The sequence below is a fragment of the Halomonas sp. G15 genome, assembly GCF_021282295.1.
Taxonomy (GTDB): Bacteria; Pseudomonadota; Gammaproteobacteria; order Pseudomonadales; family Halomonadaceae; genus Halomonas; species Halomonas alimentaria.
Window position 1 is genome coordinate 28,432 of record NZ_JAJSPA010000015.1, and the last position, 25,155, is coordinate 53,586.

Below are 25,155 nucleotides of genomic sequence, written 5' to 3' on the forward strand. Positions count from 1 at the left end.
ATGAAGTTCAAGACAATTACTTTTGGAATGGCAGTGGCAAGCATGTTTTCAATGCCTGTCCTCGCCAATATGGGAGCCAGTGTCCAGGAGATGCCGGTTTTGGAAAGAGGAGTATCTCCTACACAGATCCTGGCTAATGGACACCCGAAACGCTTCCAGGTCAACATCGACCAGCCCACGACGCTGAGAGTCTCAAGTGAACACTTTGCGGGAGTGTCGAGTCAGGGTAATCAGATCAAAGCGATATTATATGATGATGCCGGTAACCGTGTAGCGGAAGCATCCAGCCCTCGAGGTCACTTTCAGCTCAACAGACAGCTGCAACCTGGGAGTTATCAAATTGAAGTGTCAGGATCATCACTGGGAGGCAATGCTGAGAGTGATCGAAACCGGTATGAGCTTCATACTGCATACTGAATGAAGTAGTCGGGGCAGATTTTTTTCATCATAGTGGCCAGCCTTGAGCTGGCCTTTTTTATTACAGACCAATCATGGGTAATTTTTTTGGGGAACCACAAATGATGTTGGCAATGCAAGTGAACAGTTATGACCTGTGTCATGGTTTTTAAGTCTACCTGTTAAGCCTGGGTTCAGGTAGGAGGGGTAGTCTAGCCCTGTCATCAAACAGAAATGGAGAGTTGACATGAAAATCAAATTTGCACTTGCCGCCGCCATTATTAGCATCGTTGCTACTCCGGCATTTGCGAGCTTTGGTCATACTGAATCCCAAGGCAGGCAGCTGACGGAGGGGATTACGTCTGGTGGGATTTTGACCAGCGGCTTCCCACATGAATATGCACTTTCATTAAACGAAAGTTCGGAGGTGAAAATTGCCAGTGATCACTTTCCAGGATCATCAAGTCTTACACTTGGGATGAAGGCAAAGTTGATGAATGATTCAGGGAAAACTATTGCGGAAGTAGATTCATTCAATGGAGACTTCACGATTGATGAAAAGCTCGAGAAAGGCGAATATCGCCTGATGGTATCAGGTGATAGTGGTGGGTTTGGTGATAGTGATATGCACCAGTACAGTCTGCATGTAGACATTCAGTGATGCGCGGTGGTTGGCCAGCTAATGCTGGCCAACCAGCGTCCCAGTAAGATTTTGGTTTTCCGAATAGATTTCCAGTCATGGTGTATTATGGCTGAGTATTTAATTTAGTTATGATGATGTTTTGCTGTGTGGCATAACCTTTTCGTGGAGATCTGCTGTGATCAAGGCTGCATTATTACTCACCGGTGTCTTGGGTGTCGCCTGGATGCCAGCTATTGCTGTTGCCGGAAGTGAAGCGGACAGTTTGAAAAAAGCGATACAGATAGCCATTGATCAAGACCCTTGGTTAACCGGAAGTATGTCCACTGAAGCCGCCCTTGAGAACGAGGCCATTGCATCGGCCCAGCTACCTGATCCCCAGATTTCATTGAAAGCGGGAAATCTGCCGGTTGATACCTTTGACTTGAATCAAGAAGGTATGACCCAGTTCAGCGTAGGAATCAGTCAGAAATTTCCCAGAGGAGATAGCCTGGCGCTTGCCAAGCAACAAAAGCAGCAGATTGCGGCCCAACAGCCGATGTTGCGGCAGGATAGGGAAGCCAGAGTCGAGGCTACGGTCAGCCAGCTTTGGCTGGAGGCCACTCGAGCTCAGCTGAGCATCGAGCGGATAGAGCGTGATCGTAGCTTGTTTGAGCAGCTAGCTGATGTCGCCGAGGTGAGTTATTCGTCCGCCTTTGGAATGACCCGCCAAGACGATGTGATTCGTGCTCAGTTGGAGTTGACTCGCCTGGAGGACCGGTTGACCGATCTCAGGCAGCAACAGGAGGCCGTTGAACGACAGCTATCTGAATGGCTGGGGAGCGAAGCGATAATGCCGGTAGTGGCGGATTTCCCCGGGCTGGAATTGGAAGAACCTAAGCTTTTCACTGCCGTTGAGCGTCCCAATCGTCAGGCATGGTATGAGCGGGTGAGGTATCACCCTGCCGTGCTGGCAGTCGATAAGTCGATTGATGCCATGGAAATTGGAGTCGATGCAGCGAGGCAGCAGTACAAGCCAGAATGGGGTGTGTCGGCTCAGTATGGCTACCGCGAAGACGACCCCATGGGTGGGAGCCGAGCGGATTTGTTCTCCGTCGGCGTCACATTCGACGTGCCTATCTTTACGGAAAATCGACAGGACAAGCGAGTGGCGGCGGCTGCCTCTCGCCATGAATCAGTGCAATATCAAAGGGAAAGCTTGATACGTGAACTGATTGCCAGGCTAGAAACAAATTGGGCTAAGTTGTCGCGGCTTGATGAAAGGCTTGCACTGTATGGGAATCGCTTGTTGCCAGAGCTGAGCGAACAGGCCGAAGCTTCCCTGAATGCCTATAACAATGACGATGGTGATTTTGCAGAAGCCGTGCGGGCACGAATTGATGAAACCAATGCGAGTGTGGAGCTCATAGGCCTGAAAGCCCAACGACTCAAGGTGATCTCGGATATCAACTACCTGCTGTCCCAAGGCACGTCTTCACGCTAACTCACGACTTCTCAAGTCTGGAATGAGACATCACGATGAATCAAATGGGTAGGTACTTTTTCGTCATATCGTTAGGCGTCATGTTGGGCGTGTCCGGCAGTATAGTCCTGGGAGGCAAGACATTCATCCTGAATGCAGTAGAAACTGCTATTGGAAACGATAGTAGTGAGACTGGGATGGAAGAGAGGAGGGAGCGCGTTCCCCTTTATTGGGTGGCGCCAATGGATCCCAACTATAAGCGGGACAAGTCTGGAAAATCCCCGATGGGGATGGACCTCGTGCCGGTATATGATGATCAGGACCAAGGAGATACTCCCGGGACAGTGAAAATTTCTCCTGATGTCGTCAATAATCTTGGTGTCAAAACAGGCACAGTCGAAAAGGATACCTTTGACACTACGGTAAGGACAGTTGGCTATGTCCAATACGATGAGGACAAGCTGGTACATATCCATCCCCGCGTCGAGGGATGGATAGAGAAACTATTTGCCAAGTCCGAAGGCGATCGCGTTACCCAGGGTCAGCCACTCTATTCACTCTACTCGCCGACGCTCGTTAATGCTCAAGAAGAGCTGTTGCTCGCAATGAACCGCGGTAACCAACGCCTGATTTCTGCCGCCTTGGAGAGACTGCGAGCGTTACAGGTTCCTACTGAGGCTATCCAGAGCCTCAAAGACACGCGTCAGGTCAGCCAGACGATCATCTTGCGCGCGCCCCAGAGTGGCGTTTTGGACAACTTGCAAGTGCGTGAAGGAATGTTCGTGAGCCCGGGAATGAGCATGATGAGTATCGGCGTTCTTGATCACGTGTGGGCTGTCGGAGAGGTGTTTGAGCGCCAGGCAGCTTTGATTTCTGAGGGTGATGAGGTTCGCATGACCCTTGACTATCTGCCCGAACGGCAGTGGACAGGGGTGGTGGACTATATATATCCAAGTATTGATAGTGAGACGCGTACGGCTCGTGTAAGGATGCGTTTCGCCAACGACGACCTGGCACTGAAGCCTGGAATGTTTTCTCAGCTGACCATTATGTCCGATACGACGACTGAGGCATTGCAAATACCCCGTGAGGCCTTGGTTCGCACCGGAAGCCAGTCGCGTGTCGTTCTTGCATTGGGTGATGGAAAATTCAAATCTATCGAAGTCGACGTTGGACGCGTGGGTTGGGAAACCGTCGAGATATTATCGGGCCTGGAGGAGGGCGATCGCATTGTTACGTCGGCTCAGTTCCTTCTGGATTCCGAGTCAAGTCGAACATCAGACTTTCGACGAATGGAGCATAGTGACAGTGCTGAAGAGGCCGATGAGAATTCCCTTGTTGAGACCGTATGGGTGCCAGCACGCATCGAAGATGTCATGCCGGATCATGGCATGGTGACGCTATCCCATGCCCCCATCGCGGCTTGGAATTGGCCGGCCATGAGCATGGATTTCCAGGTTGCTGATACGGTTAGCCTTGAACAGCTGAAAGACGGTATGGACATCCATGCCGAACTCGAACGGATTGCGGAAGACAAATTCGCTCTACGCGGTGTGCATGTTGACGATGATAAGACTAAAGCACCCAGCGATGAGGGCATGGATCACGGAGAAACCAGTAATGCGGAACGCGGCCAGCAAGACGCGATGAGCCATCAAGGCCATGCAACTGGGGAGAGCAAGTAATGATTCCTGCGTTGATCCGTTGGTCAATAAGCAACCGTTTTCTCGTGCTTCTTGCTGCCGTGATTCTGGCGGGGGCGGGAATCTATTCAGTCAAGAATACCCCGATTGATGCTCTACCGGACTTGTCAGATGTGCAGGTGATCATCAAGACCAACTACCCGGGCCAAGCTCCGCAGGTCGTCGAAGATCAAGTCACCTACCCGCTCACTACGGCCATGCTGTCGGTCCCCGGGGCGGCCACGGTACGTGGATACTCCTTCTTCGGCGACTCCTACGTCTATGTGATCTTCGACGAGGACACCGATCCCTACTGGGCGCGCTCTCGTGTACTGGAGTACCTTTCTCAGGTAGCGCCTACGCTGCCGGACAGTGCGCGCCCACAGCTTGGCCCTGATGCCACTGGCGTGGGGTGGGTCTACCTCTACGCCCTCATCGACAGAACTGGCCAACATGATCTCAGTGAGTTGCGGAGCTTGCAGGACTGGTTCCTGAAGTATGAGCTTCAGACCGTGTCGGGCGTCTCTGAAGTCGCGGCGCTTGGCGGCATGGTCAAGCAATACCAGGTCGTGGTAGATCCGGAGAAACTGCGTGCCTTCGACATTCCCCTGGCTCACATCCAGACCGCTATACAGCGGGCCAACCAGGAAGTGGGCGCCTCGGTCGTCGAGATGGCCGAAGCCGAGTACATGGTGCGCGCCACTGGTTATATCCAGAGTCGTGAGGATCTTGCCAGTATCCCGCTGGGTGTGGATGACAATGGAACGCCTCTGCTGCTCAAGGATGTCGCCGACATCGGGATGGGGCCCCAGATGCGTCGTGGCATTGCCGAACTGAACGGGGAAGGTGAGACCGTCGGCGGCATCGTGGTCATGCGCACAGGAGAGAATGCCCAGAAGACGATCGATGGCGTCAAGGCCAAGCTTGAGCAGCTCCAGTCCAGCCTGCCGGAGGGGGTGGAGGTCGTGACGGTCTATGACCGTTCAGGCTTGATCGAAAAGGCGGTAGACAACCTGCTGCGTGGCTTGCTCGAGGAGTTAGCCATCGTAGCCTTGGTATGCGTGCTCTTCCTGTTCCATCTGCGCTCTGCGTTAGTGGCGATGATCAGCTTGCCGATGGGCATCCTCACTGCCTTCATCATCATGAACTGGCAGGGCATCAACGCCAACATCATGTCGCTTGCGGGTATCGCCATAGCGATCGGTGCCATGATCGATGGCGCCGTCGTATTGATCGAGAATTTGCACAAGCACATGGAGCGTACACCGTTGACGCGTGAGAACCGCTGGAAGGTGGTGGCCGACTCGGCGGCGGAAGTGGGACCGGCTCTTTTCTTCAGCTTGCTGATCATCACTGTCAGCTTTGTTCCTGTCTTTACCCTCGAGGCCCAAGAGGGGCGAATGTTTTCACCCTTGGCCTTCACCAAGACCTATGCCATGGCAGCCAGTGCCGGGCTGGCGGTCACCTTGGTTCCGGTGCTGATGGGCTATTTCATCCGCGGCCGCGTACTTCCTGAGCACAAGAATCCGGTCAATCGACTGCTGGTCGGGGCCTACATGCCGGTACTCAAGGCAGTACTGAGATTCCCAAAGACGACCATCGCCCTGGTGCTAGCGATAACCCTGGTGGGCTTCTGGCCGGTCAGCAAGATTGGCAGCGAGTTTATTCCACCCCTGGATGAAGGCGACTTGATGTACATGCCGACCACCTATCCAGGGCTGTCGATCGGCAAGGCGCGGGAGCTCCTTCAGCAGACCGATAAGCTGATTGCCAGCGTACCGGAGGTGGACACGGTGTTTGGCAAGATCGGACGGGCCGACACGGCTACCGACCCTGCGCCGCTGACCATGATCGAAACATTCATTCAGCTCAAACCGCGGGAAGAGTGGCGAGAGGGGATGACCACCGACAAGCTCAAGAAGGAACTCGACAGCCTGGTGCGGATACCGGGGGTATCCAATGCCTGGGTGATGCCCATCTCGACGCGTATTGATATGCTGGCAACCGGGATCAAGACGCCGGTGGGTATCAAGGTGGCCGGAGAAGATCTCAAACAGATTCAGTCCATCGGGCTGCAGCTGGAGACGATCCTTGCCGATGTTGCTGGCACTGCGTCAGTTTATTCCGAGCGGGTGGCCGGAGGCCGCTATATCAAGGTCGATATCAACCGTGCTCAGGCTGCGCGCTATGGCCTGAACATTGCCGACGTGCAACAAGTGGTGGCGACCGCTATCGGTGGTCAGAACATCACTCAGACCATCGAGGGATTGGAGCGCTACCCGGTCAACCTGCGCTATCCACAGGATTACCGGGACTCCCCCGAGCGGCTGGCCGAGCTGCCGATCGTCACCGCCAATGGGCAGCGCATCGCGCTAGCCGACGTGGCGGACATCTACGTGGAGGACGGACCACCGGCGATCAAGAGCGAAAACGCACGTCCCAACGGTTGGACCTTCGTGGATATCGAGGGCGTGGATGTCGGCACCTACGTGCAGCGCGCCATGGACGTCGTGGCGGAGGAGCTCGAGCTGCCCGCCGGGTATTCGGTGACGTGGTCCGGGCAATATGAATACATGTTGCGTGCCAAAGAGAAGCTGAGTTATGTGGTGCCTTTCACGTTGGCCATCATCGTGATCCTGCTCTACATGAGCTTCAAGCGCTTCAGTGAGGTAGCCATCATCATGGGTACGCTACCGCTGGCCATGGTAGGGGCCATCTGGCTGATGTATCTGCTGGGCTATAACTTCTCCGTGGCCGTGGGAGTGGGGTTTATCGCTCTGGCCGGGGTAGCAGTCGAGATCGGGGTGATCATGCTCGTTTATCTCAACCAGGCCTATCAGCAGATGCTCGAGCGCTGCCAACACAAGGGAGTACAACCCCGTCGGGAGACTCTTCGCCATGCCGTGCTGCACGGTGCTGCTCTCAGGGTGAGACCGGTAATGATGACATCGGTCTCGACCATTGCCGGTCTTCTGCCGCTGATGTACAGCTCCGGCACGGGGTCCGAGGTGGTCAGCCGCATTGCGGCCCCGATGGTGGGGGGGATGTTGAGCGCAGTGATACTGACGCTTCTGGTGTTGCCCTGTGTCTACTACCTGTGGAAATGCCGCCATGTGAATCATGCATAACGTCAGGATCGACAAGGCTGGGTGGCACATTCTAGATAATCGAATGCAGTATCTCGCGAGCACCCAGCCTAACACGAATCGTCAGTGGTACTCGATGTGAGGTACACCAGCGATGCCCCCTGGCGTTAGGTTGAATTTGCACTTCGTGAGTCAAGATTCAGCTTGTATTCAGGCCATGAGGCTATGCTGGTAGATAACAGAACACGCTTGGCTATTCGCTAACCCGCTGGCGTAGCGTCGAACGATTCATAGAAGCCGAAGGTCGCGAGGAAGAGGAAATTGCCATGATTGCGTACCCACAGATCGATCCAGTGGCATTTTCCCTCGGACCGGTACAGCTACATTGGTATGGCCTGATGTACGTGGTAGGGCTGACGGCCGCATGGTGGCTGGGGCGGCGGCGAGCCCACCGTCTCGGCCTGACCCACGATGATATCGGTGACCTGATCTTCTATGGCGCTCTGGGCGTCATCATCGGGGGCCGCCTGGGCTTTGTGCTGTTCTATGGGCTCGATCAGCTGCTGACCAACCCCCTTTGGCTGTTCAAGGTCTGGGAAGGGGGCATGAGTTTCCATGGGGGCCTTGCCGGCGTACTGATCGCTGCGTGGCTGTTCGCTCGGCGGCACCGCCTGGCCTACCTTCAGCTGACCGATTTCATCGCCCCGCTGGTGCCGATCGGTTTGGCTGCAGGGCGTTTGGGAAACTTCATCAATCACGAGTTGCCGGGGAGGGCCAGCGAAGTGCCCTGGGCGATGATCTTCCCTCCCATGCTGGGCTTGGGGCCTGAACCCCGCCATCCATCAGCTCTCTACGAGTTTGCCCTGGAGGGTGTGGTGCTGTTTGTCGTGTTGTGGTGGCTGTCACGGAAACCGCAAGCTCAAGGGCTTATCTCGGGTCTATTCCTGCTTCTGTATGGCACCTTCCGCTTCATCGTGGAGTTTGTGCGCTTACCCGACCCTCAATTGGGCTTCATCGCCTTTGATTGGCTCACCATGGGACAGTTGTTGACGGTACCAATGTTGGCAGCAGGTGCGCTCTTGGTCATCACTGCACGTCGTAGTCAGCGAACCATGGGTGCTACATCAGACCGGTAAGCAAGACAAGTGATGTGAGACATGGCAATAATATTGGAAGAACGTTAACGATATTACAGTACGAGGAGAATTCTCATGACACACAGAGAGCATCGGTTGGGAGTTTCTGAAACGACCTTGGTGAACCGGCACTTAAAGCTTGATTCCAGCGATCTGGATGCGGTGAAAGCGGCTGTTGCAGATATTGATGAGCTCTACGGGCTAGACAGCGTTTCGTTCGATGAGCAGAAACGAAAGCTCCACCTGGCCTATGATGCTTCACGTCTCTGCCTCGACTGCGTTGAAGATATCCTCGACAAATATGCGGTTGAAATCAGTCGTGATTGGTGGAACCGCTTCAAGGAGGAGCATTATCGCTTTGTCGATCAGAATGTGAAGGACAATGCCAAGAAGGAGCCTTGGAGCTGCCATTGAGTTGTTGTCATAGCCACGCACGGGCTAGCCTGGATATTGCATCAGACATGAAATCGCTCGAACACGATGCCCATGATCGAATGGCACGTACTGAAACGGAGACAAGGTGCGCTTATGAATCACGGCAACGGCGGTCACGGCCATGCGGGGCACATGCCTTCCAGTGGATCTGGAATGGCGATTTCGGCCTGGCTGACGGGGATCTACTTCTTCATCGAGATGGGCATCGGTCTTTGGACCGGCTCGGTCGCGGTGATCTCGGACGCCTTCCACACCTTCTCGGCGGTGGGTGGCGTGCTGGTGGCCATCACCGCTGCCCGGCTCGCCCGCCGCCCGGCTGATGAGGACCGCAGCTTCGGCTGGTATCGCGCCGAGATCGTGGGTGCCCTGGTCAACGGCGGCTTTTTGCTGAGCATGGCGCTGATCGTGGTCGTGATGGCCGGCATGCGGATGACCGACCCCATTGATCTGTCCACGGCACCCATGCTGTGGGCGGCGGCTGGCGGCCTGCTTACCGAGATCGTCTCGCTGGGCCTGATCTGGAAACAAAGCCGCAGCGACCTGAACGTCAAAGGCGCATTGTGGCATATCATCCAGACTTTCGTCGGCAGCCTGCTCATCATCGTCACCGCGCTGGTGATTCGCTTCACCGGGTTCTTGCTGATCGACCCGCTGCTTGGCATGGCCTTCGGCTTCGTACTGTTGTGGGCGAGCTGGGGTATCCTGCGCGATGCCACCCATTTGCTGATGGAGGGTACGCCCTCCGAGATTCGACTGGCCGAGGTGACGGAAGCACTGATAGCGCTTGACGGCGTGGAAAATGCTCATCACGTGCACGCCTGGGCACTGACCAGCGGCCGTTACGTATTCTCCGGTCACCTGCGAATCTCCGACGGCACCGATCCACAGGCCGTGCTCAAAGCCGGCTATAGCATGCTCAAGGATCATTATGGCTTTTTCTTCGCCACACTGCAGGTGGAGACCACCTGTCTCGACGAGTCAGGTGCCGAAGTGATCGATGTCACGCGACCGGCGAGCAAGGGAGGGCAGGCATGAACACCCTCCTTCTGCTTGCGCTGATCACGGTCTCCGAGGCGACCATCGGTGTGTTCGTTAAGCTTACCGACGGGCGGATTCCGATCCAAACTTTGACCTTCTATGCCATGGCCTTCGCGGCGGCCTTCCTATTCATAGCGCGGGCCCTGGCAACTCGGCAATGGCCTCGGTTTCCCAAAGGCAACGTCAAGGATACCGCCATCATCGGCGTACTGATCGCCACCCAGGGCGGCGTCTTCAACTTCGCCATGTCACTTGTGCCGATCGCCAACGCGGTGATCTTCTGGAGCATCGCGCCATTCTTCGTGTTCATCTTTTCGGCGCTGTTCTTGGGCGAGAAGGCGCGCAGGAGCTATGTCTTGATCTTCGCCATCGCCCTGATCGGTATCGCGCTCGCCAATCCGCTCGGCGGCGGCCATATGCTGGGCAACCTCGTGGCGCTGGCCACCGGGGCGATCTACGCCGCGATGGTTACCTACATGCGCTATGAGGGCAAGACCGAGACCGGGAATGACATCGCCTGGTCGCTGCTAGTCGCGGCGCTGGTGCTCTCGCCGTTCCTGTTGATCGCGGGTCCCGGCCAGGTGGCGATGACGATCGCCTATCCGGCACTCGGCGTGGAACTGCCGGTGATGCTCTGGGCCGCAAGCCTGGGCATCGTGTCCACGGGCTTCGCCTATTTCGGCATCTCCATCGTCTTGAAGTCGCTCAATGCCAACGTCTATGCCCTGGTCGATATCATCGTCTCGCCGGTGGTGGCCTCGAGCCTGGGTTTTCTGATCTTCGCAGAGGTGCCGGGCCGAGGCATGATCTATGGCGGCGCCTTGCTGCTCGGCGCCGGCTTCTGGCTGACCCGCGAGATGTCGCGGGGTCGGGAAAGCCAGGCCGTGCATCCCTGTCAGGGCGTATAGATTTTACCGAGGACGAAATACTTCGGCTGTTTGCCGCGAGCCTCGCCGGTGGGCACGCACCAACGGGTGCGTACCTGGGGATTCGGACGCTGCGGCACCAGCCCGCACTCCGTGAACAGCAATCCGACCCTGAAAGGGTCGAGCCCGATCGACTGTCGCGCCTGCAGGCTGAGGCCCACCTCGAAGGCCCCCAGGCCCAGCATCGCCAGCAGCGTCAGCGTCAGGAAGCCACCGATGAGCCGGCTGTTCGTGAACATGATGGTAGAGCAACAGCCACATCGCACCGGCGAGTCCTGCCGTGACCACGAAGGGCCAGGCCACGGGCCCGCCGAGCAGCCTCTCGGATTGCGGCATCACCATCGGAATGCTGGCGAGCCAACCGCTGAGCATGGGGCCGGACAGGAAGCCCAGGGTGGAGGCGGCACTGAGCCAAGCGAAACGACGTGCACGGCGTGTCGCATCGTCACACTCGGCCGCCTGCGCCAGTGCCACCGGGATCACCGCCGCCGCGAAGGCGCCGGCAAGGGCCCGTACTCCATAGGCGAGTGGCAGGTTTCGAGTCAGGCTGAACCCCAGCATGGCCAGTGCAAACCCTGCCAGCCCCCACAGCAGGACGGGCCGCCGGCCCAGGCGGTCGGAGAGACTTCCCCATAGTGGGGCAAAGCCGAACAAGGCCAGCGTATACACCCCCGTCAGCAGCCCGGTGTGCAGCGATACGTCCCCGGGGGTAGTCACTGCCAGCACCCGGTCGAGGAACAGCGGCAGAATCGGCAGCACCGTACCGTAGCCGAGGAAGACGACTAAGGTGGCGGCGAGCAGAGCCGTGAAGCCGGCTCCTGATTTGCTGAGGACCCCCGCCATTAGTGAAAGACCATGCTGGCGATATCAAAGCCGGCATCGACTTGGAATATCTCACCGTTAACACCAGTGACATAGTCGCTGGCTAGCACCGCCGTCCGTGCCGCTTTTACGGAGGCAACGCGGAGCAGGTAACCGTTCCGAGCCCGCTGCACCAAGTCATCGAGCGTTGCAATAGGCACTGGCGTTGCCGTCTGGGTCATGTCACTTCTCGGGTGGATGCTATCTAGGTTGATAGGTTCCGCTCGCAATCGGCAGCAAGAGTGCTGTCTTAACGCGGGGCCAGAGATATCTGGTGGCCTATCCCATTAAGTGGTATGTCGTGCTGGATATTGAGAGTGATTGGGTCGATTACCCAGAGCTTGCTTTCCTCGCTACTGGTGACAAGCAACCGACCATCAGTTGGAGCCACTGCCAGATGGTAGGGGGCCGGGGGCAGGTCGATACTTTGCCGAGTCCCGTCGTCGAGTGTGATCCTGACAAGCCGGTCGTCACCTTGGCTCGTCGCGTACAGCGTCTGCCCTTCTGGGCTCAAGCCGACGCCATGGGGGGCTTTGCCCACTGTATATTCACCCGCCACGGTGCCGGTAGACAGATCGAGTGCAACGACGCGCCCGGCCGAATCATCATTGACGTAGAGCCGGTCATTGTCGGGTGATAGGACCATGTGCCCCAGGCTGCCGCCGATCCGCATGTTGCGTTCAACGAACCAGTTCTGGGTATCGATCTCACTGACCGTCCCATTCCCCGTGTTGCTGACCAACAGCGATTGGCCGTCTTCAGTTTCGGTGACGTAGTTCGGGGCCGGTCCGGTGGCCACTGTCGCGACAACCTGGCCGGAATTTAGCGAAACGATACTGATGCCACCCCCCATGGGATGAGTGGAGACGGCATAGCGACCATCGGCCGTCACCAACACATGGTGAACCGGGCTGGGGACTTCCAGCTTTCGCACGATGGAATGGGTGGTCGTATCCACTACATACAGTAGGCCGGTGCTTTGCTCATCCGCCGGGGCCTTCCCGCTCCCACCGTGATGTGCCGCATGTTCGTCTTCCGTCATGCCCTCCGGACGACTGACATTTTCCTCGGTATCGCGCGGCGTGAGGCTGCCGGCAACCAGATACTTACCGTCCGGTGTTAATGCCGAGCCGTGCGTATTAATGGTATCCGGTATGGTGGCAGTCATCTGGTAGCTCTCCAGGTCGATCACGCCGACGGCATCTGCCAAGCCCATCGGCACGAAGGCGTGATTACCAGACGCCATCGCAGTGATCGATGCTCCCATCATCACACCCGCCACCATGGAGTTGAGCCATGGCAGTATTGATTTGCGTTTCATGCTTTACTTCCTTATCTTTGCTGAAATACGCCGTAAGAGCGCAGGGCTATGGGTTCGCTGTCGACACGGTCGTTGGTGATTTAGTCCTGGGGCGGCATAGTTTTGATGAGACGAATCTCACTGGGTCACTTTACCCTTGTGCCACGAAACGACACGCCCAAACGCCACGCCTTAGAGTTCCTCGAACCCCATCTCAAAAAGGCTGTCGCGAGTGGCGGCGACGTAGCGAATTCATTACCACCGTGACTTTCATTGTGCCGGCTTTCTCGCCTTTCCTCCGATTACCGTGAGATGGATGTTCATGTCGGTGAAGGTGCTGAGCTATGGAGTCGCCTGCCTCGCCTTGATGTCTTGAATCAACTTGTTGGCTGGGTCATCATGGGTTTAAAGATTATGTTTTTATTCCCCGTAGTAATATAAGTGGGTGAGGCCGAATGGAGTAAATCTGGGCAACACATGATATTTCGATCAGACGTCAAGTCTGTTTGACGACATTGATTATAGCTGTGCAAGCTGAAATGAAGCTGAAGATGCAGATGCAGTTCAGCGGTGCTCGCTTCTCGGGCCATTGAGTAGTTCGCCGAAGTGCTCGATGCCGGAGGCGGCCTTGGCACGCAGCTTGTCGAGGCTCTTATTGGGCATCGCCTTCACCATGGCCATGCAGTAGCCCCCCCCCCGGGGGCGATGGCCGCGACGCAGGTATTGTGGCGGGCGAAGTCCTTGGCCCAGGTGGCGCCCATCGCATCCCCCCGGATCGGTTACTCGGCCGTCAATAGCATCTTGATGGCCTGCTCCTTCGATGCCCGGGAAAACACGTCGTAGGCCTTCTCGATGTCGTCGAGCTTGAAGCGGTGGGTCACCAAACCTGCGGGCTCGACGCCACCGGCCTCGACGATGCGCATTAGCACCGGGGTCGTGTTGGTGTTCACTAGGCCAGTACGCACCGTGACATTCTTGATCCAGAGATCCTGCAGGCGGAACTCGACGCTCTTGCCGTGCACGCCGATATTGGCGATATGCCCCCCCGGGCGCACGATGCGCTGGCAGATATCGAAGGTCTCGGGGATTCCCACTGCTTCCATGGCGACGTCCACGCCTTCGCCACCGGTCAGCTCGTCGATAGCGTCGAGTGGATCCCGGGCGATGGTGTCGGTGGCGCCGAGCTGCTTGGCCATGGCCAGACGGTTCTCGTCGGGGTCGATCATGATAATCCGTGCGGGAGAATAGAAGCGCGAGGTCATCAGGGCCGCCAGGCCGATGGGCCCCGCGCCGACAATGGCCACCGTGTCGCCGAGCCCTACCTCGCCGTTCAAGGCGCCGATCTCATGGCCGGTAGGCAGAATGTCACTGAGCATCACCGCCGCGGCGCGGTCCATGTCCTTAGGCAAGCGGTGCAGGCTGTTGTCCGCGTGCGGGATACGCACGTACTCGGCTTGGGTGCCGTCGATCAGATGACCGAGGATCCAGCCGCCGTCGCGGCAGTGGGCATAGAGACCCCGCTTGCAATAGTCGCAGCGGCCACAGGAGGTGATGCAGGAAATCAGCACCTCATCGCCGACCTGAATATGGCTGACGCCGTCGCCGACTTCCTCGACGACGCCGACGCCCTCGTGGCCGAGGGTACGACCATCCTCCACGGCGGGCACGTCGCCCTTGAGGATGTGCAAGTCGGTGCCGCAGATAGTGGTATGGGTGATGCGCACTACCGCGTCCGTGGGCTTGGTCATGCTCGGGCGCGGCTTTTCCTCCCAGCGTCGCTGGCCCGGTCCGTGATAGACGAGTGCTTTCATGATGTTACCTCATTGAGTGGCACAGCTCGGCAGCTCATGGAGAGCTACGCATTCGGGTCAATTCGCGGTTACAGTTGCACCGCTTCCTCTAGCAGGCCCGCAGGACGGGCTCATTACTCCAGTACATAACGCCCTGGCGCTTCGTCCAGCGCTGGATAGCCTCTGGTCACCCCCGGCTCCCGAGCGGGTATGCGCTGGGTACTGTGACCTTCCAGCCAGCCCTGCCAGCAGGGCCACCAGGAGCCGTCATGATGCGCGGCAGTGGCCTGCCAGCCATCCGGATCCATGAAGGGGTCCTCAGCCTGGATGGTCGAGATCTGGTGGAAGCGGCGGGAATCACCGGGCGGGTTGACGATGCCGGCGTTGTGCCCGCCGCTGGAGAGCACGAAGGTGACGTCCGCCGGCGTCAGCCACTGGACCTTGTAGACGGAGCGCCAGGGGGCGACATGATCCTTGAGCGTGCTGACGGCGAACACGGGAATCTCGATGTCGGTCAGCGATACGGGCCGTCCGTCCACCCGGTAGCGCCCACCGGCGAGGTCGTTGTCGAGGAACAGCCACCGGAGGTACTCGCTGTGCATGCGCGCCGGCATGCGGGTGCCGTCGGCGTTCCAGGCCATCAGGTCGAACATGGGCGGACGTTCGCCGGCGAGATAACTGCGCACCATCCTCGACCAGATCAGGTCCTGGGAACGCAGCAGCTGGAAGGCGCCGGCCATCTGCCGGGTGTCCAGATAGCCCCTGACGGCCATGAGGTCCTCGAGGAAACGCACCTGATCCTCGTCGATGAACAGCATCAGCTCACCGGCCTCGCTGAAGTCGGTCTGCGCGGCGAGCAGCGTCAGGCTGGCCAGGCGATTGTCACCGTCCCGGCCCATGGCGGCCGCGGCAATCGACAGCAGCGTCCCGCCCAGGCAATAGCCCACGCCGTGGACACGCTGCTGCGGGCAGATGGCCGTGACCGCGTCGAGGGCCGCCATGACCCCCAGCCGCCGGTAGTCGGCCATGCCCAGGTCCCGCTCCTCGCTGCCCGGGTTCTTCCAGGACACGACGAACACCGTATGGCCCTGCGCCACCAGGTAGCGAACCAGGGAGTTTTCCGGGGAGAGGTCCAGGATGTAGTACTTCATGATCCAGGCCGGCACGATCAGCACCGGCTCGACATGGACCTCCTGGGTGGCGGGCGCGTACTGGATCAGCTCGATGAGCCGGTTGCGGTAGACCACCTTGCCCGGCGTCACCGCCACGTCTCGGCCGACCCGGTATGCTTCGACGCCCACAGGCCCCTCGCCGGCCTGCCGGCGGCGCCAGTCCTCCAGCAGATTACTGGCGCCGCGGGCCAGGTTGGCGCCACCCTCGCGCCGAGTCTGCTCCAGCAATTCGGGGTTGGTGGCGAGGAAGTTCGACGGCGAGAAGACGTCGAGTATCTGTCGTGCACCGAAGTTCACCATCGCCTCATGGTGGCGCGAGACACCCGGTACACCGGTGGTGGCTGCATGCCACCACTGCTGCTGCAGCAGGAAACCCTGATAGAGCACGTTGAAAGGCCAGCGCTGCCAGGCCTCGCCGCGAAAGCGCTTGTCCTGGGGTAACGGCTCGATGCAGGGCTCGCACGGTGCCCGGCAAGCCTGCTCCCAGTAACCGCCGAAGCGTTGCCACTTACGCAGGGCCTTGCCGGCGAGTTCGGCCTGCTTGTCGGGCGACAGGAGCAGATGTTGCGCCCAGTCCCACCAGGCCTGCTGGACGGCGGTCGGCGACAGCCCACCCGTGAAGAGGCTCGCCATGGCGTGCAGGCGCTGATCGGTCGACGTCGCCGGTGGGCTCGCTGCCGGCCCGTCGATGTTGGTTCGGGTCGTGGTGTCCATCAGCGCACCTCCATGGGGCGGCAGGCCGACTCGGGTTGCGGGGAACAGCAGAAGGTGGGTTCCGCTTCGGTAGGAGAGGGCACGGGCAGGCGGATCCCCGCACGGTACATCAGCGCCGCCACGGCCAGTCCGGCCAGGCGTGCCTCGGGAGGGTCGGCCCGGGAACTCAGTACCACCGGTACCGTCAGCCCCATGACCACCCCGGCCGCCGTGGCGCCGGCATGGTACTCGAGGTTCTTGGCCAACACGTTGCCGGACACCAGATCCGGCATGAGCAGGATGTCGGCTTTCCCCGCCACCGGGGAGTCTATGCCCTTTTCGTGGGCCGCGCGTTCCGAGATGGCGTTGTCGAAGGCCAGCGGCCCGTCGACCTCGGCGCCGGCGATCTGGCCGCGGCGGGCCATCAACGTCAGGCAGGCCGCATCCAGGGTGGAGACGATGGCCGGTTTGACCGTTTCCACGGCGGAAATGACCGCGGCGCGTGGCCGCTCGAGCCCGATCATGTGCATCAGCTCGATGGCGTTGTGCAGGATCTGCGCCTTGGCGTCGAGATCCGGCACGATGTTCACGGCCGCATCGGTCACGGCCAGCAGGCGTGGGTAGTCGGGCACGTCCACCAGAAAGACGTGGCTCACGCGCCGGCCGGGCTGTCGCAGGCCATTGCCCAGCAGGGCATGCATGAAGGTATCGGTGTGGAGGTGCCCTTTCATCAGCGCCTCCGCGCGTCCGGCCTGCACGAGCTCCACCCCGATGCGGGCGGCCTCCACATCCGAATCGGCCTCGATCATCGCTTGTGGATCGAGGTCCCACCCGATCGCCGCGGCGGCCTCGACGACCTCGGCGGGGCGGCCGATGAGCACCGGCTCGGCGATGCGTCGCCTCGCCGCCTCGCGAAGCGTCTCCAGCACCGCCGCCTGGGCCGCATTGACCACGGCGACGCGGATCGGGTCACCGCCACCGGCCTGCTGAATCAGGTCATCGAGCGTCGCAAGGGCCACTGGCGTTGCCATCTGGGTCATGTCACCTCCTGGGTGTTGGTTAATGTGCGCTGCACGTGCCGGGCGATCATCCGTTCTTCATCGGTGGCCACGGCCTCTACCCGGACCGGGCCCTCGTCGGCGGAAATCACCGGCCCGGGCGTGCGGTTGCGTCCTTCCTCCAGTGTGATGCCGAGATACCCCATTCCTGCGCAGATCTGTGCCCGGATCGCCGGTGAGTTCGCGCCGATGCCGCCGGTGAAGATCAGCCGGTCCAGCCCGCCGAGCGCGGCGCTCAGGGCACCGATGAAGTGGCGGGCACGATGGCAGAAGAAGTCGACGGCTTGCGTGGCCTCCGGCGTGTCCTCGCGGTGCGTCAGGAGTTCCCGCATGTCGGCACTCACCCCGGAAAGCCCCAGCAGCCCCGAGCGTCGATAGAGAAGTTCCTCGATCTCTGCGGCATCGAGCCCGTCATGACCGGCCAAATAGAGCAGGATACCGGGGTCCAGATCGCCGCTGCGGGTACCCATGGGCATGCCGCCCAAGGCGCTGAAGCCCATCGTGGTCTCGACGCTGCGCCCGTGGCGGATCGCCGCCATCGACGCCCCGTTGCCCAGGTGTGCGACGATCAGTCGTTCGTCGAGCGCTGTGGGGCCGTGGCGCCGTCTCAGGTCGTCGACGATGAACTCGTAGGAGAGGCCGTGGAAACCGTAGCGACGCACCCCTTGGGCCGCGTATTCCCGGGGCAGGCCGGTGTGCCGGGCGACCGCGGGCAGGCCGTGATGAAACGCCGTGTCAAAGCAGGCGAGTTGGGGCACGTCGGGGAACTGCGTGCGCATGGCGGTGATGCCGGCCAGGTTGTGTGGCAGGTGCAGCGGAGCCAGTGGCACCAGAGCGTGAAGCCGGTCCAGCAGGGAGGCATCGATCCTTTGGGGGCAGTCGCAATCGGGGCCACCATGGACCACCCTGTGCCCGATGCCGACGAGGTCCAGTCGGCTTGTCTGCTGTTGAAGAAGGGTGTCGACCTTCTCGATGGCGGTGGCATGATCAGCCAGTCGCGCGGGGTGGTCGTCAACCGTTCCCTGTGCACTCGACATCTGGAGCCGGCCTTGTGACGTGCCGATCCCACTGGCCGATCCCCAAACCAGCCGTGCGAGCCCTTCCGTCAGACCGAATACGGCAAACTTCAGGCTGGATGACCCGCAGTTGACCACCAGAATGGCCGATCGGCGGCTTGGCATCGTCGAGTCCTCCTTCTCCGGGGGCGAAAGGTGATCCCTGTTCAGCGCCTGGCTACAGGTCTCGGGCTCGGTTGATCTGTTGGGACAGACGCATCGCCTCGTGTTCCTCCAGCTTCAAGAGCTCGCGAACGAGATCCCGAGCCTCGGGGATGTCGGCGCGTCCTTCCAGGTAGCGGTATAGCGCGATGACCTGATCGTGCAGCGAGAAGACTTCCCGGCTGATGTCTTCGAAGCCCATCTCGGCATAGGGCAAATTGCACGCCTGATGGGGTTTGATGGGCGCATGCGACAGATAATCGTAGACCCAGGTGTTTAGGGCCTTGGGGTCGGCCTGCTTCTCGAAGCTGGCCACGGTGTGCTCCAGGACCGCCTCGTGATCGGCGAGATACTCCAGCAGTGATTTGGCCCGTGCCTCCTCCTGCCGGGTGGCACAGTGCCTGAAGCACTCGGCCAACTGGGCATGCAGCTGGCGAGTCCAGTCGATCAGGTCATGAAAGGTCTCGATCTTCATTTATTGCTCTCCATTAGTGGGTTGCTCTATAGGTATTGGCTGTAAACCGGGTCGGCTTCGACTGGGTCACTCGTTCTCGCTCCACCATCCCCCGCCGTAGAGGCTGCGAAACCCCATCTCGTACATGCTGTCGCGGGTCGTGCCGGCAAGCTCCAGCGTCGAGGCGATAGAGTCGCTCAACAGCGTCTCCCATTGCCGATAGGGGGTGTCACTATCGATCGGCGCCGGTGCGGTCTCTACCATCTCGGCCAGCCACTTCACACCGGTCATCCAGGGGGAGAAGCGTTCCGAGTACATCAGCCGGCTGGTCCGCGCCGGATGCAGTTGACGCAGCACCTCGGCTGACCAGGGGGTGGTGTAAAACCGCACCCAGGGCCCGACGAAGGTCTCGTAGAGGGCCACATTGTGCTCGGAGAGCGCTCGCACCCCTTCGAACGCCGGGGCCTGGTCGGGAAAGTTCAGGTCTTCCACGCGGCGCTCCTCGAAGCGCACCTGGAACTGGGGCTTGTGACAGTCGGGGTCGCCGGTGGGGTTGTCGATGCGCATCTCGTAGAGGCCAGGGGCCAGGTCATTCAGATTGCCGACGCTCTCGAGGATCGCTCGGTGCTCGAGGCGCGCCACCTTGGAGGAGACGAAGATGCCCAGATGCCCGACGTGGGGATTGAGCAGGTAGACGATACGCTGGTCGGCGGCCTTGAGTGCCGCGGTATCGGGATAGACCGCGGGGATCCAGTTGAGCGCCTGATGGGGCGGGGTGATGTTGTCGCCGCCGGAGGCGAAGATCACCAGGGGGTTGCGGATGCGCTTGAGGTCGACGCTACAGCCGGGGCAGACCTCGAGCTCGCCACGCTCCAGCTTGTTGCCGACGAAAAGGTTCTCGACGATGGCAACGATCTCCTCTTTGCTCAGGCTATAGAAGCCCGTCCACCAGCGCTCGAACTCGAGGAAGCGTTCGCGCTGGCCGTCGATGTCGGCGAACAGCTGATAGTCCTTCTGCCACAGGGTATTCGCAGGCTTGAGGGCTTCGAAGTTGGTGGCGAGGTTCGCACCGTCGAAGCGCCCGTCTCCCAGGTCGGCCATCAGGTGCGTCAGCCAGGCACCGCCAAGCAGGCCGCCGGCGAGGCGCATGGGATTGACGCCGGATTCGCCGGACCAGTAGGAGAGCGGCGAGCCGTTCAGCACCGCCGGCCCGACCAGACCCTCGCAGTCGGCGGAGAGCAGCGCGATGGCCCAGCCCGCCTGGCAGTTACCGTAGAGCACCGGCGGCTGGCCGGGGTGGCGCTCGGCCAGCGTCTCGACGAAGCGGCGCAGGACGTGCAGCACGTCCTCCAGTGTCTGGCCGGGGACGGGCTCGGGGAAGAAGATCACGAAGTAGACCGGGTGTCCCTCGTGGAGCGCCATGCCCACCTCGGAGTCGCGCTTGAAGCCGCCGATGCCTGGGCCGTGGCCGGCACGCGGGTCGACGATCATCACTGGCGGCCTAGTCTCGTCGAGGCAGTCCTCCAGGCAGTCCTCGCCGACCCGGGTGATGCGCAGCAGGGCATAGTTGGCGGGGCGCGCCAGTCGACGGCCATCCACGAGCATCTCGTAATCGAAGTCGAGCAGTGGCGGCTTGCCCGCCTGCTCATGCTCGAGCATGTTGTCCGCGCGCTCACGCAGCGTGTCCAGGTAGCGTACGCCGCGTCGCCACAGGTCGGTCTGATAGGCGAGTAGCTCCGTGGCCGGGTGGCTCGGGAGGGTGCCTTCTTCGGGCTCGGGTGCGGTCATCGGGGCGTCCATCTCTGGTGGGGCGGTGGGTTGGCGCTTGCGCGGGGTTTTATGAGCCGTGGGTGGCTTGGTGGTGGATGTTTTGGCGGTCATAGTGGATACCTCTCAGTGTCAGGATGTCGTGGGCGCCGATCTCGATCCGGAACTCGGACAGGAAGCGGTACGGCGGAACCTTCAGGTTGATCGGCGCCGGCACCGCCTTGAACACGCGTCCGGCGAAGTCGAACTGGGAGCCGTGGCAGGGGCAGAAGAAGCCCCGGGCGAGTCGTCGCTGACGACCACGATCGTGCCGACGAGAAAAACGTCTGCTTTTCATGACTGCACCTCTGGGATTTTGTCCTTACAGGCGCCAGCCACTCGTACTCGCCATCCGCAGGTGCGGAATGAAGCGTGGCGTGCGGGCCGCGTAGGTCTGCCATTTGTCGCCAAACTGGCGCGCTACCTCGCGCTCTTCGTGGATCGCCAGTCGTGAGTACATCCACACCAATACCGGGAACATGACCAGGGTCAGCAGGGTGGGCCACTGCAGCAGGAAGCCGGTCATCACCAGCACGAAGCCGGCGTACTGGGGATGCCGGACATGGGCATAGAGCCCGGTGGTGGCCAGTTCTCCCCGCCGCTGGGCGGTATAGAGTGACCGCCAGCCGGCGGCGATGAGCCAGAAACCCGCGGCGATGAACACCATGCTCAGCAGATGGAACGGCCCGAAATGCGGGTTGGCCTGCCAGCCGAACAGCATCTCCAGCAGGTGGCCCGCATCGTGGCTGAACCAGTCCACCTCCGGGTAGCGCGACTGCAGCCAGCCGGAGAGGAAGTAGAGGGTCAGCGGGAAGCCGTACATCTCCGTGAACAGCGCCACCAGGAAGGCGCTGAAGGCCCCGAACGAGCGCCAGTCGCGGCGCGTCTGCGGCTTGAAGAAGCTGAAGGCGAAGAAGATGAAGATCGCCGAGTTGAGAATGACCAGGCCCCACAGCCCATAGGCGGGTACGTCATCACTCATCGCGTCCTCCCTTGTGATCATCATGCCCGCCATGACCCCCGTGGCCTCCATGTCCGCCGTGCATGAACACATGCATTAGCGGACAGGCGAGCAGGATCAGCCAGGGCAGGGCACCGAGCAGGTGCACCTTGTGCTCCTCCCAGAGCAGGAAGCCCATCACCGCCAGGGCGATCGCCACCATGAGCCAGAAGCTGCCTTTGCTGGGTCCTCGCTCCAGCCACCCCTTTTCGTCATGCATGATCAAATCCTCACCCGGCGCAGGCGCAGCGAATTCATCACCACCGACAGCGAAGACGCGCTCATCGCGAAGGCGGCGAACATCGGCCCGATCAGGATGCCGAGGAACGGATAGAGGATCCCGGCGGCGATCGGTACGCCGGCCCCGTTGTAGACCAGGGCGAAGAACAGGTTCTGCTTGATGTTGCGCATGGTGGCCAGCGACAACTTGCGGGCCCGAACGATGCCGTCGAGGTTGCCCTTGACCAGCGTGAAGCCGGCGCTTTCGATCGCCACGTCGGCGCCGGTGCCCATGGCGATGCCCACATCGGCCTGGGCCAGGGCGGGAGCGTCGTTCACCCCGTCGCCCGCCATGGCCACCTTGCGGCCTTGTTCCTGCAATTCGCGGATGATGCGGGCCTTGTCCTCGGGCAGCACGTCGGCGCGGATCTCATCGATACCCAGTCGCCCGGCCACCGCCTTGGCGGTCCGCTCGTTGTCGCCGGTGGCCATGATGATGCGAAAGCCAAGTTTGTGCAGCGCCTTCAGGGCCTCGGGGGTGGTCTCCTTCACCGGGTCGGCGACGCTGACCAGGCCGGCGATCTGGCCATCGAGCACGACGAACATCACCGTTTCGCCTTCATCGCGGCGGGCGTTCGCGGTCTCGGAGATCCGGCCGCCATCGAGGCCCAGTTCGGCCATCAGCTTGGCGTTGCCGAGGGCCACCGACTGGCCGTCCACGACCCCCTTGACGCCCATGCCGGTCACGGCTTCGAAATCGGTGGCATCGGCGAGGGATACGCCACGTTCTTCGGCGCCGGCGACGATGGCCTCGGCCAGTGGGTGTTCCGAGCCACGTTCGAGGCTGGCCGCCAGGCGCAATACCTCGGCCTCGTCATGCCCTTCCTCGGGCAGCACCGCCACCAGCTTCGGCTTGCCTTCGGTCAGGGTGCCGGTCTTGTCGACCATCAGCGTATCGACCTTGGCGAAGCCTTCCAGCGCCTCGGCATTCTTGATCAGTACGCCGGCCTGCGCGCCGCGTCCGGTGGCCGTCATGATCGACATCGGCGTGGCCAGCCCCAGTGCACAGGGGCAGGCGATGATCAGCACCGCCACCGCCGAGACCAGCGCATAGGACAGCGCCGGCGCCGGCCCCCAGATCGCCCAGGCGATGAAGGAGAGGATGGCGACGCCGATCACCGCGGGCACGAACTTGCCCGCCACCTTGTCGGCGAATTTCTGGATCGGTGCGCGGCTGCGCTGGGCGGCAGCCACCATCTCGACGATCTGGCTGAGCATGGTGTCGGCGCCGATGCGGGTGGCCTCCATGACCAGGCTGCCGGTGCCGTTGATCGTGGCCCCGGTGACCTTGTCGTCTTTGACCTTTTCCACCGGCACCGGCTCGCCCGAGATCATCGACTCGTCGATCGAGGAGCGGCCCTCGACCACCACGCCGTCCACCGGCACCTTGTCGCCGGGGCGCACCCGCAGGTGGTCGCCCACCTGCACGTCTTCCAGCGCGACCTCTTCTTCGCTGCCGTCGGGCCGGATCACCCGCGCGGTCTTGGCGGCCATGTCCATCAGCGCGCGGATCGCCTTGCCGGTGCCTTCACGGGCGCGCAACTCCATCACCTGACCCAGCAGTACCAGGGTGACGATCACCGCCGCGGCCTCGAAATAGACGCCGACGGTGCCGTCTTCCCGGCGAAAGCCGTCGGGGAAGACGCCCGGCAACAGCACCGCCACGATGCTGAACAGATAGGCCGCGCCGACCCCCATGCCGATCAGGCTGAACATGTTGAGGTTCATGGTGCGGAAGGAGTTGTAGCCGCGCACGAAGAACGGCCAGCCCGACCACAGGATCACCGGCGTGCTGAGCACCAGCTCGATCCACATCGCGTTGCGTTCACCGAAGAAGTCGCGAATGGCCCCGAGGCCCAGGTAGGGGCTCATCGTCAGAATCAGGACCGGAAGCGTGAGCACGGCCGCGACCCAGAAGCGTCGGGTAAAATCGACCAGCTCGGGATTCGGCCCTTCATCGCCGACCGCCGCCGATTCCAGCTCCAGACCCATACCGCACAGGGGGCAGGCACCGGGAGTGGTTTGGCGCACCTCGGGGTGCATCGGGCAGGTGTAGACGGCGCCGGCATGCCCGGCCGGCACCTTGTCGTACTTGCCGCCGTGGGCCGGCGCGGAGGCCCCATGACCATGCCCGTCATGCGTCTGCGAGTCGTCGCTTCCCACGGGCACGAGGTGCATGCCGCACTTGGGGCAGTCACCCGGCTGGTCGGAGACGACCTCCGGGTGCATCGGGCAGGTGTATTGGGCGCCACCCTGGCTGCCGGCGGTGTGTTGGTCCGTATCGCCGCTGCCTCGTGTCGGTGCCTCGTGCGAGGCATGCCCGTGACAATGGTCGTGTTGGTGTTGCGTCATGGGATCGTCTCCGTCGCTTCCGCGTCTTGATTCAACCTCGTGGCCCTATCTCGATAGGATCGAAACTAATAGTGCCGTATCCAATAATCAGGAGGTGCGATCAAAGTAGAAGATCGCGCCTGCGTTGCTCGTATTCCTCGCGGTCGATCTCGCCGCGGGCATAGCGTTCTTGCAGAAGGTCCAGTGCCGTTGGCCGCTGTTGAGACATGGCCTCGCCCCGGCCTCGGGTCATGCCACGCACGAGGAGAACGGCCAAGGCAATGACGGCGCCCCAGAACAACACCATCATGAGCCCGCCGAAGAGCATATGCCCCCAGCCGTAATTCCCCATATACGCCATCATGTCGCCCCACATGGTCGGATCTCCTTTCA

Annotated in this window: 22 protein-coding genes and 2 pseudogenes; 9 read left to right on the plus strand and 15 right to left on the minus strand. The window is 60.7% G+C overall.

Going from position 1 to position 25,155, the window contains the following annotated elements:
* The 9 genes from LWH48_RS09060 to LWH48_RS09100 all read left to right on the plus strand — a co-directional run bounded on the left by LWH48_RS09060 (position 1) and on the right by LWH48_RS09100 (position 10,783).
* Complete coding sequence (locus tag LWH48_RS09060; RefSeq protein WP_152527156.1) at positions 1 to 417, plus strand: hypothetical protein; 417 nt, start codon at positions 1 to 3, stop codon at positions 415 to 417.
* A 226-nt stretch (positions 418 to 643) separates the two neighbouring features.
* The gene (locus LWH48_RS09065) at positions 644 to 1,057 is read left to right on the plus strand and encodes a hypothetical protein (protein ID WP_152527157.1); all 414 of its coding nucleotides are present in this window, start codon (positions 644 to 646) and stop codon (positions 1,055 to 1,057) included.
* Positions 1,058 to 1,214: 157 nt separating this feature from the next.
* Positions 1,215 to 2,519, plus strand: coding sequence for a TolC family protein (locus LWH48_RS09070; RefSeq protein WP_232912298.1), 1,305 nt, complete (start codon positions 1,215 to 1,217; stop codon positions 2,517 to 2,519).
* A 35-nt stretch (positions 2,520 to 2,554) separates the two neighbouring features.
* Complete coding sequence (locus tag LWH48_RS09075) at positions 2,555 to 4,183, plus strand: efflux RND transporter periplasmic adaptor subunit (RefSeq protein WP_232912299.1); 1,629 nt, start codon at positions 2,555 to 2,557, stop codon at positions 4,181 to 4,183.
* Entirely contained in the window at positions 4,183 to 7,308 is a 3,126-nt protein-coding gene (locus LWH48_RS09080) for an efflux RND transporter permease subunit (RefSeq protein ID WP_232912300.1), read from the plus strand. Before LWH48_RS09075 ends, LWH48_RS09080 begins: the two co-directional genes overlap by 1 nt.
* A 284-nt stretch (positions 7,309 to 7,592) precedes the next feature.
* The gene (gene lgt / locus LWH48_RS09085) at positions 7,593 to 8,402 is read left to right on the plus strand and encodes a prolipoprotein diacylglyceryl transferase (RefSeq protein ID WP_232912301.1); all 810 of its coding nucleotides are present in this window, start codon (positions 7,593 to 7,595) and stop codon (positions 8,400 to 8,402) included.
* Between the two features lie 75 nt (positions 8,403 to 8,477).
* The gene (locus tag LWH48_RS09090) at positions 8,478 to 8,816 is read left to right on the plus strand and encodes a cation transporter (RefSeq protein ID WP_232912302.1); all 339 of its coding nucleotides are present in this window, start codon (positions 8,478 to 8,480) and stop codon (positions 8,814 to 8,816) included.
* 114 nt (positions 8,817 to 8,930) lie between these two features.
* Positions 8,931 to 9,872, plus strand: a complete 942-nt coding sequence (locus LWH48_RS09095; RefSeq protein ID WP_232912303.1) for a cation diffusion facilitator family transporter — start codon at positions 8,931 to 8,933, stop codon at positions 9,870 to 9,872.
* A complete protein-coding gene (locus tag LWH48_RS09100) occupies positions 9,869 to 10,783 on the plus strand; it encodes a DMT family transporter (protein ID WP_232912304.1) in 915 nt (304 codons plus the stop codon). The genes LWH48_RS09095 and LWH48_RS09100 overlap by 4 nt, the downstream gene beginning before the upstream one ends.
* On the opposite strand, the gene LWH48_RS09105 is transcribed toward LWH48_RS09100, so the two are convergent.
* The 15 genes and pseudogenes from LWH48_RS09105 to LWH48_RS09170 form a co-directional block, all read right to left on the minus strand.
* Complete coding sequence (locus tag LWH48_RS09105) at positions 10,771 to 11,040, minus strand: hypothetical protein (protein WP_232912305.1); 270 nt, start codon at positions 11,038 to 11,040, stop codon at positions 10,771 to 10,773. The genes LWH48_RS09100 and LWH48_RS09105 overlap by 13 nt on opposite strands.
* Before the next feature lie 34 nt (positions 11,041 to 11,074).
* Positions 11,075 to 11,644, minus strand: a pseudogene (locus LWH48_RS18450) (MFS transporter); the annotation flags it as partial.
* Positions 11,644 to 11,844 carry a hypothetical protein gene (locus LWH48_RS09110; protein ID WP_089677401.1) on the minus strand — a complete coding sequence of 67 codons (201 nt, stop codon included), beginning with the start codon at positions 11,842 to 11,844 and terminating at the stop codon, positions 11,644 to 11,646. The gene LWH48_RS09110 and the pseudogene LWH48_RS18450, both read right to left, overlap by 1 nt.
* 68 nt (positions 11,845 to 11,912) lie before the next feature.
* Complete coding sequence (locus LWH48_RS09115; protein ID WP_232912306.1) at positions 11,913 to 12,983, minus strand: YncE family protein; 1,071 nt, start codon at positions 12,981 to 12,983, stop codon at positions 11,913 to 11,915.
* A 758-nt stretch (positions 12,984 to 13,741) separates the two neighbouring features.
* Entirely contained in the window at positions 13,742 to 14,773 is a 1,032-nt protein-coding gene (locus LWH48_RS09120; protein ID WP_045995012.1) for a zinc-dependent alcohol dehydrogenase family protein, read from the minus strand.
* A gap of 113 nt (positions 14,774 to 14,886) precedes the next feature.
* Entirely contained in the window at positions 14,887 to 16,638 is a 1,752-nt protein-coding gene (locus tag LWH48_RS09125; RefSeq protein ID WP_089677403.1) for a PHA/PHB synthase family protein, read from the minus strand.
* Complete coding sequence (locus LWH48_RS09130; protein WP_232912307.1) at positions 16,638 to 17,657, minus strand: bifunctional enoyl-CoA hydratase/phosphate acetyltransferase; 1,020 nt, start codon at positions 17,655 to 17,657, stop codon at positions 16,638 to 16,640. The genes LWH48_RS09125 and LWH48_RS09130 overlap by 1 nt, the downstream gene beginning before the upstream one ends.
* Entirely contained in the window at positions 17,654 to 18,856 is a 1,203-nt protein-coding gene (locus LWH48_RS09135; RefSeq protein ID WP_232912308.1) for an acetate/propionate family kinase, read from the minus strand. The genes LWH48_RS09130 and LWH48_RS09135 overlap by 4 nt, the downstream gene beginning before the upstream one ends.
* A gap of 52 nt (positions 18,857 to 18,908) precedes the next feature.
* On the minus strand, positions 18,909 to 19,367 hold the full coding sequence (locus LWH48_RS09140) for a hypothetical protein (RefSeq protein ID WP_043337196.1): 459 nt from the start codon (positions 19,365 to 19,367) through the stop codon (positions 18,909 to 18,911).
* A 66-nt stretch (positions 19,368 to 19,433) separates the two neighbouring features.
* Positions 19,434 to 21,134 carry a DUF3141 domain-containing protein gene (locus LWH48_RS09145; RefSeq protein ID WP_089677405.1) on the minus strand — a complete coding sequence of 567 codons (1,701 nt, stop codon included), beginning with the start codon at positions 21,132 to 21,134 and terminating at the stop codon, positions 19,434 to 19,436.
* Positions 21,135 to 21,183: 49 nt separating this feature from the next.
* Positions 21,184 to 21,390: pseudogene (locus LWH48_RS09150) on the minus strand (hypothetical protein); the annotation flags it as partial.
* 84 nt (positions 21,391 to 21,474) lie between these two features.
* Complete coding sequence (locus LWH48_RS09155) at positions 21,475 to 22,134, minus strand: methyltransferase family protein (RefSeq protein WP_089677406.1); 660 nt, start codon at positions 22,132 to 22,134, stop codon at positions 21,475 to 21,477.
* Positions 22,127 to 22,372 (minus strand): DUF2933 domain-containing protein, encoded by a 246-nt coding sequence (locus tag LWH48_RS09160; RefSeq protein WP_052384922.1) that lies wholly within the window; start codon positions 22,370 to 22,372, stop codon positions 22,127 to 22,129. The genes LWH48_RS09155 and LWH48_RS09160 overlap by 8 nt, the downstream gene beginning before the upstream one ends.
* Positions 22,373 to 22,374: 2 nt before the next feature.
* Entirely contained in the window at positions 22,375 to 24,783 is a 2,409-nt protein-coding gene (locus tag LWH48_RS09165) for a copper-transporting P-type ATPase (protein WP_176761525.1), read from the minus strand.
* 100 nt (positions 24,784 to 24,883) lie between these two features.
* Positions 24,884 to 25,138, minus strand: coding sequence for an SHOCT domain-containing protein (locus LWH48_RS09170; protein ID WP_023004667.1), 255 nt, complete (start codon positions 25,136 to 25,138; stop codon positions 24,884 to 24,886).
* Between the last annotated feature and the right edge of the window lie 17 nt (positions 25,139 to 25,155).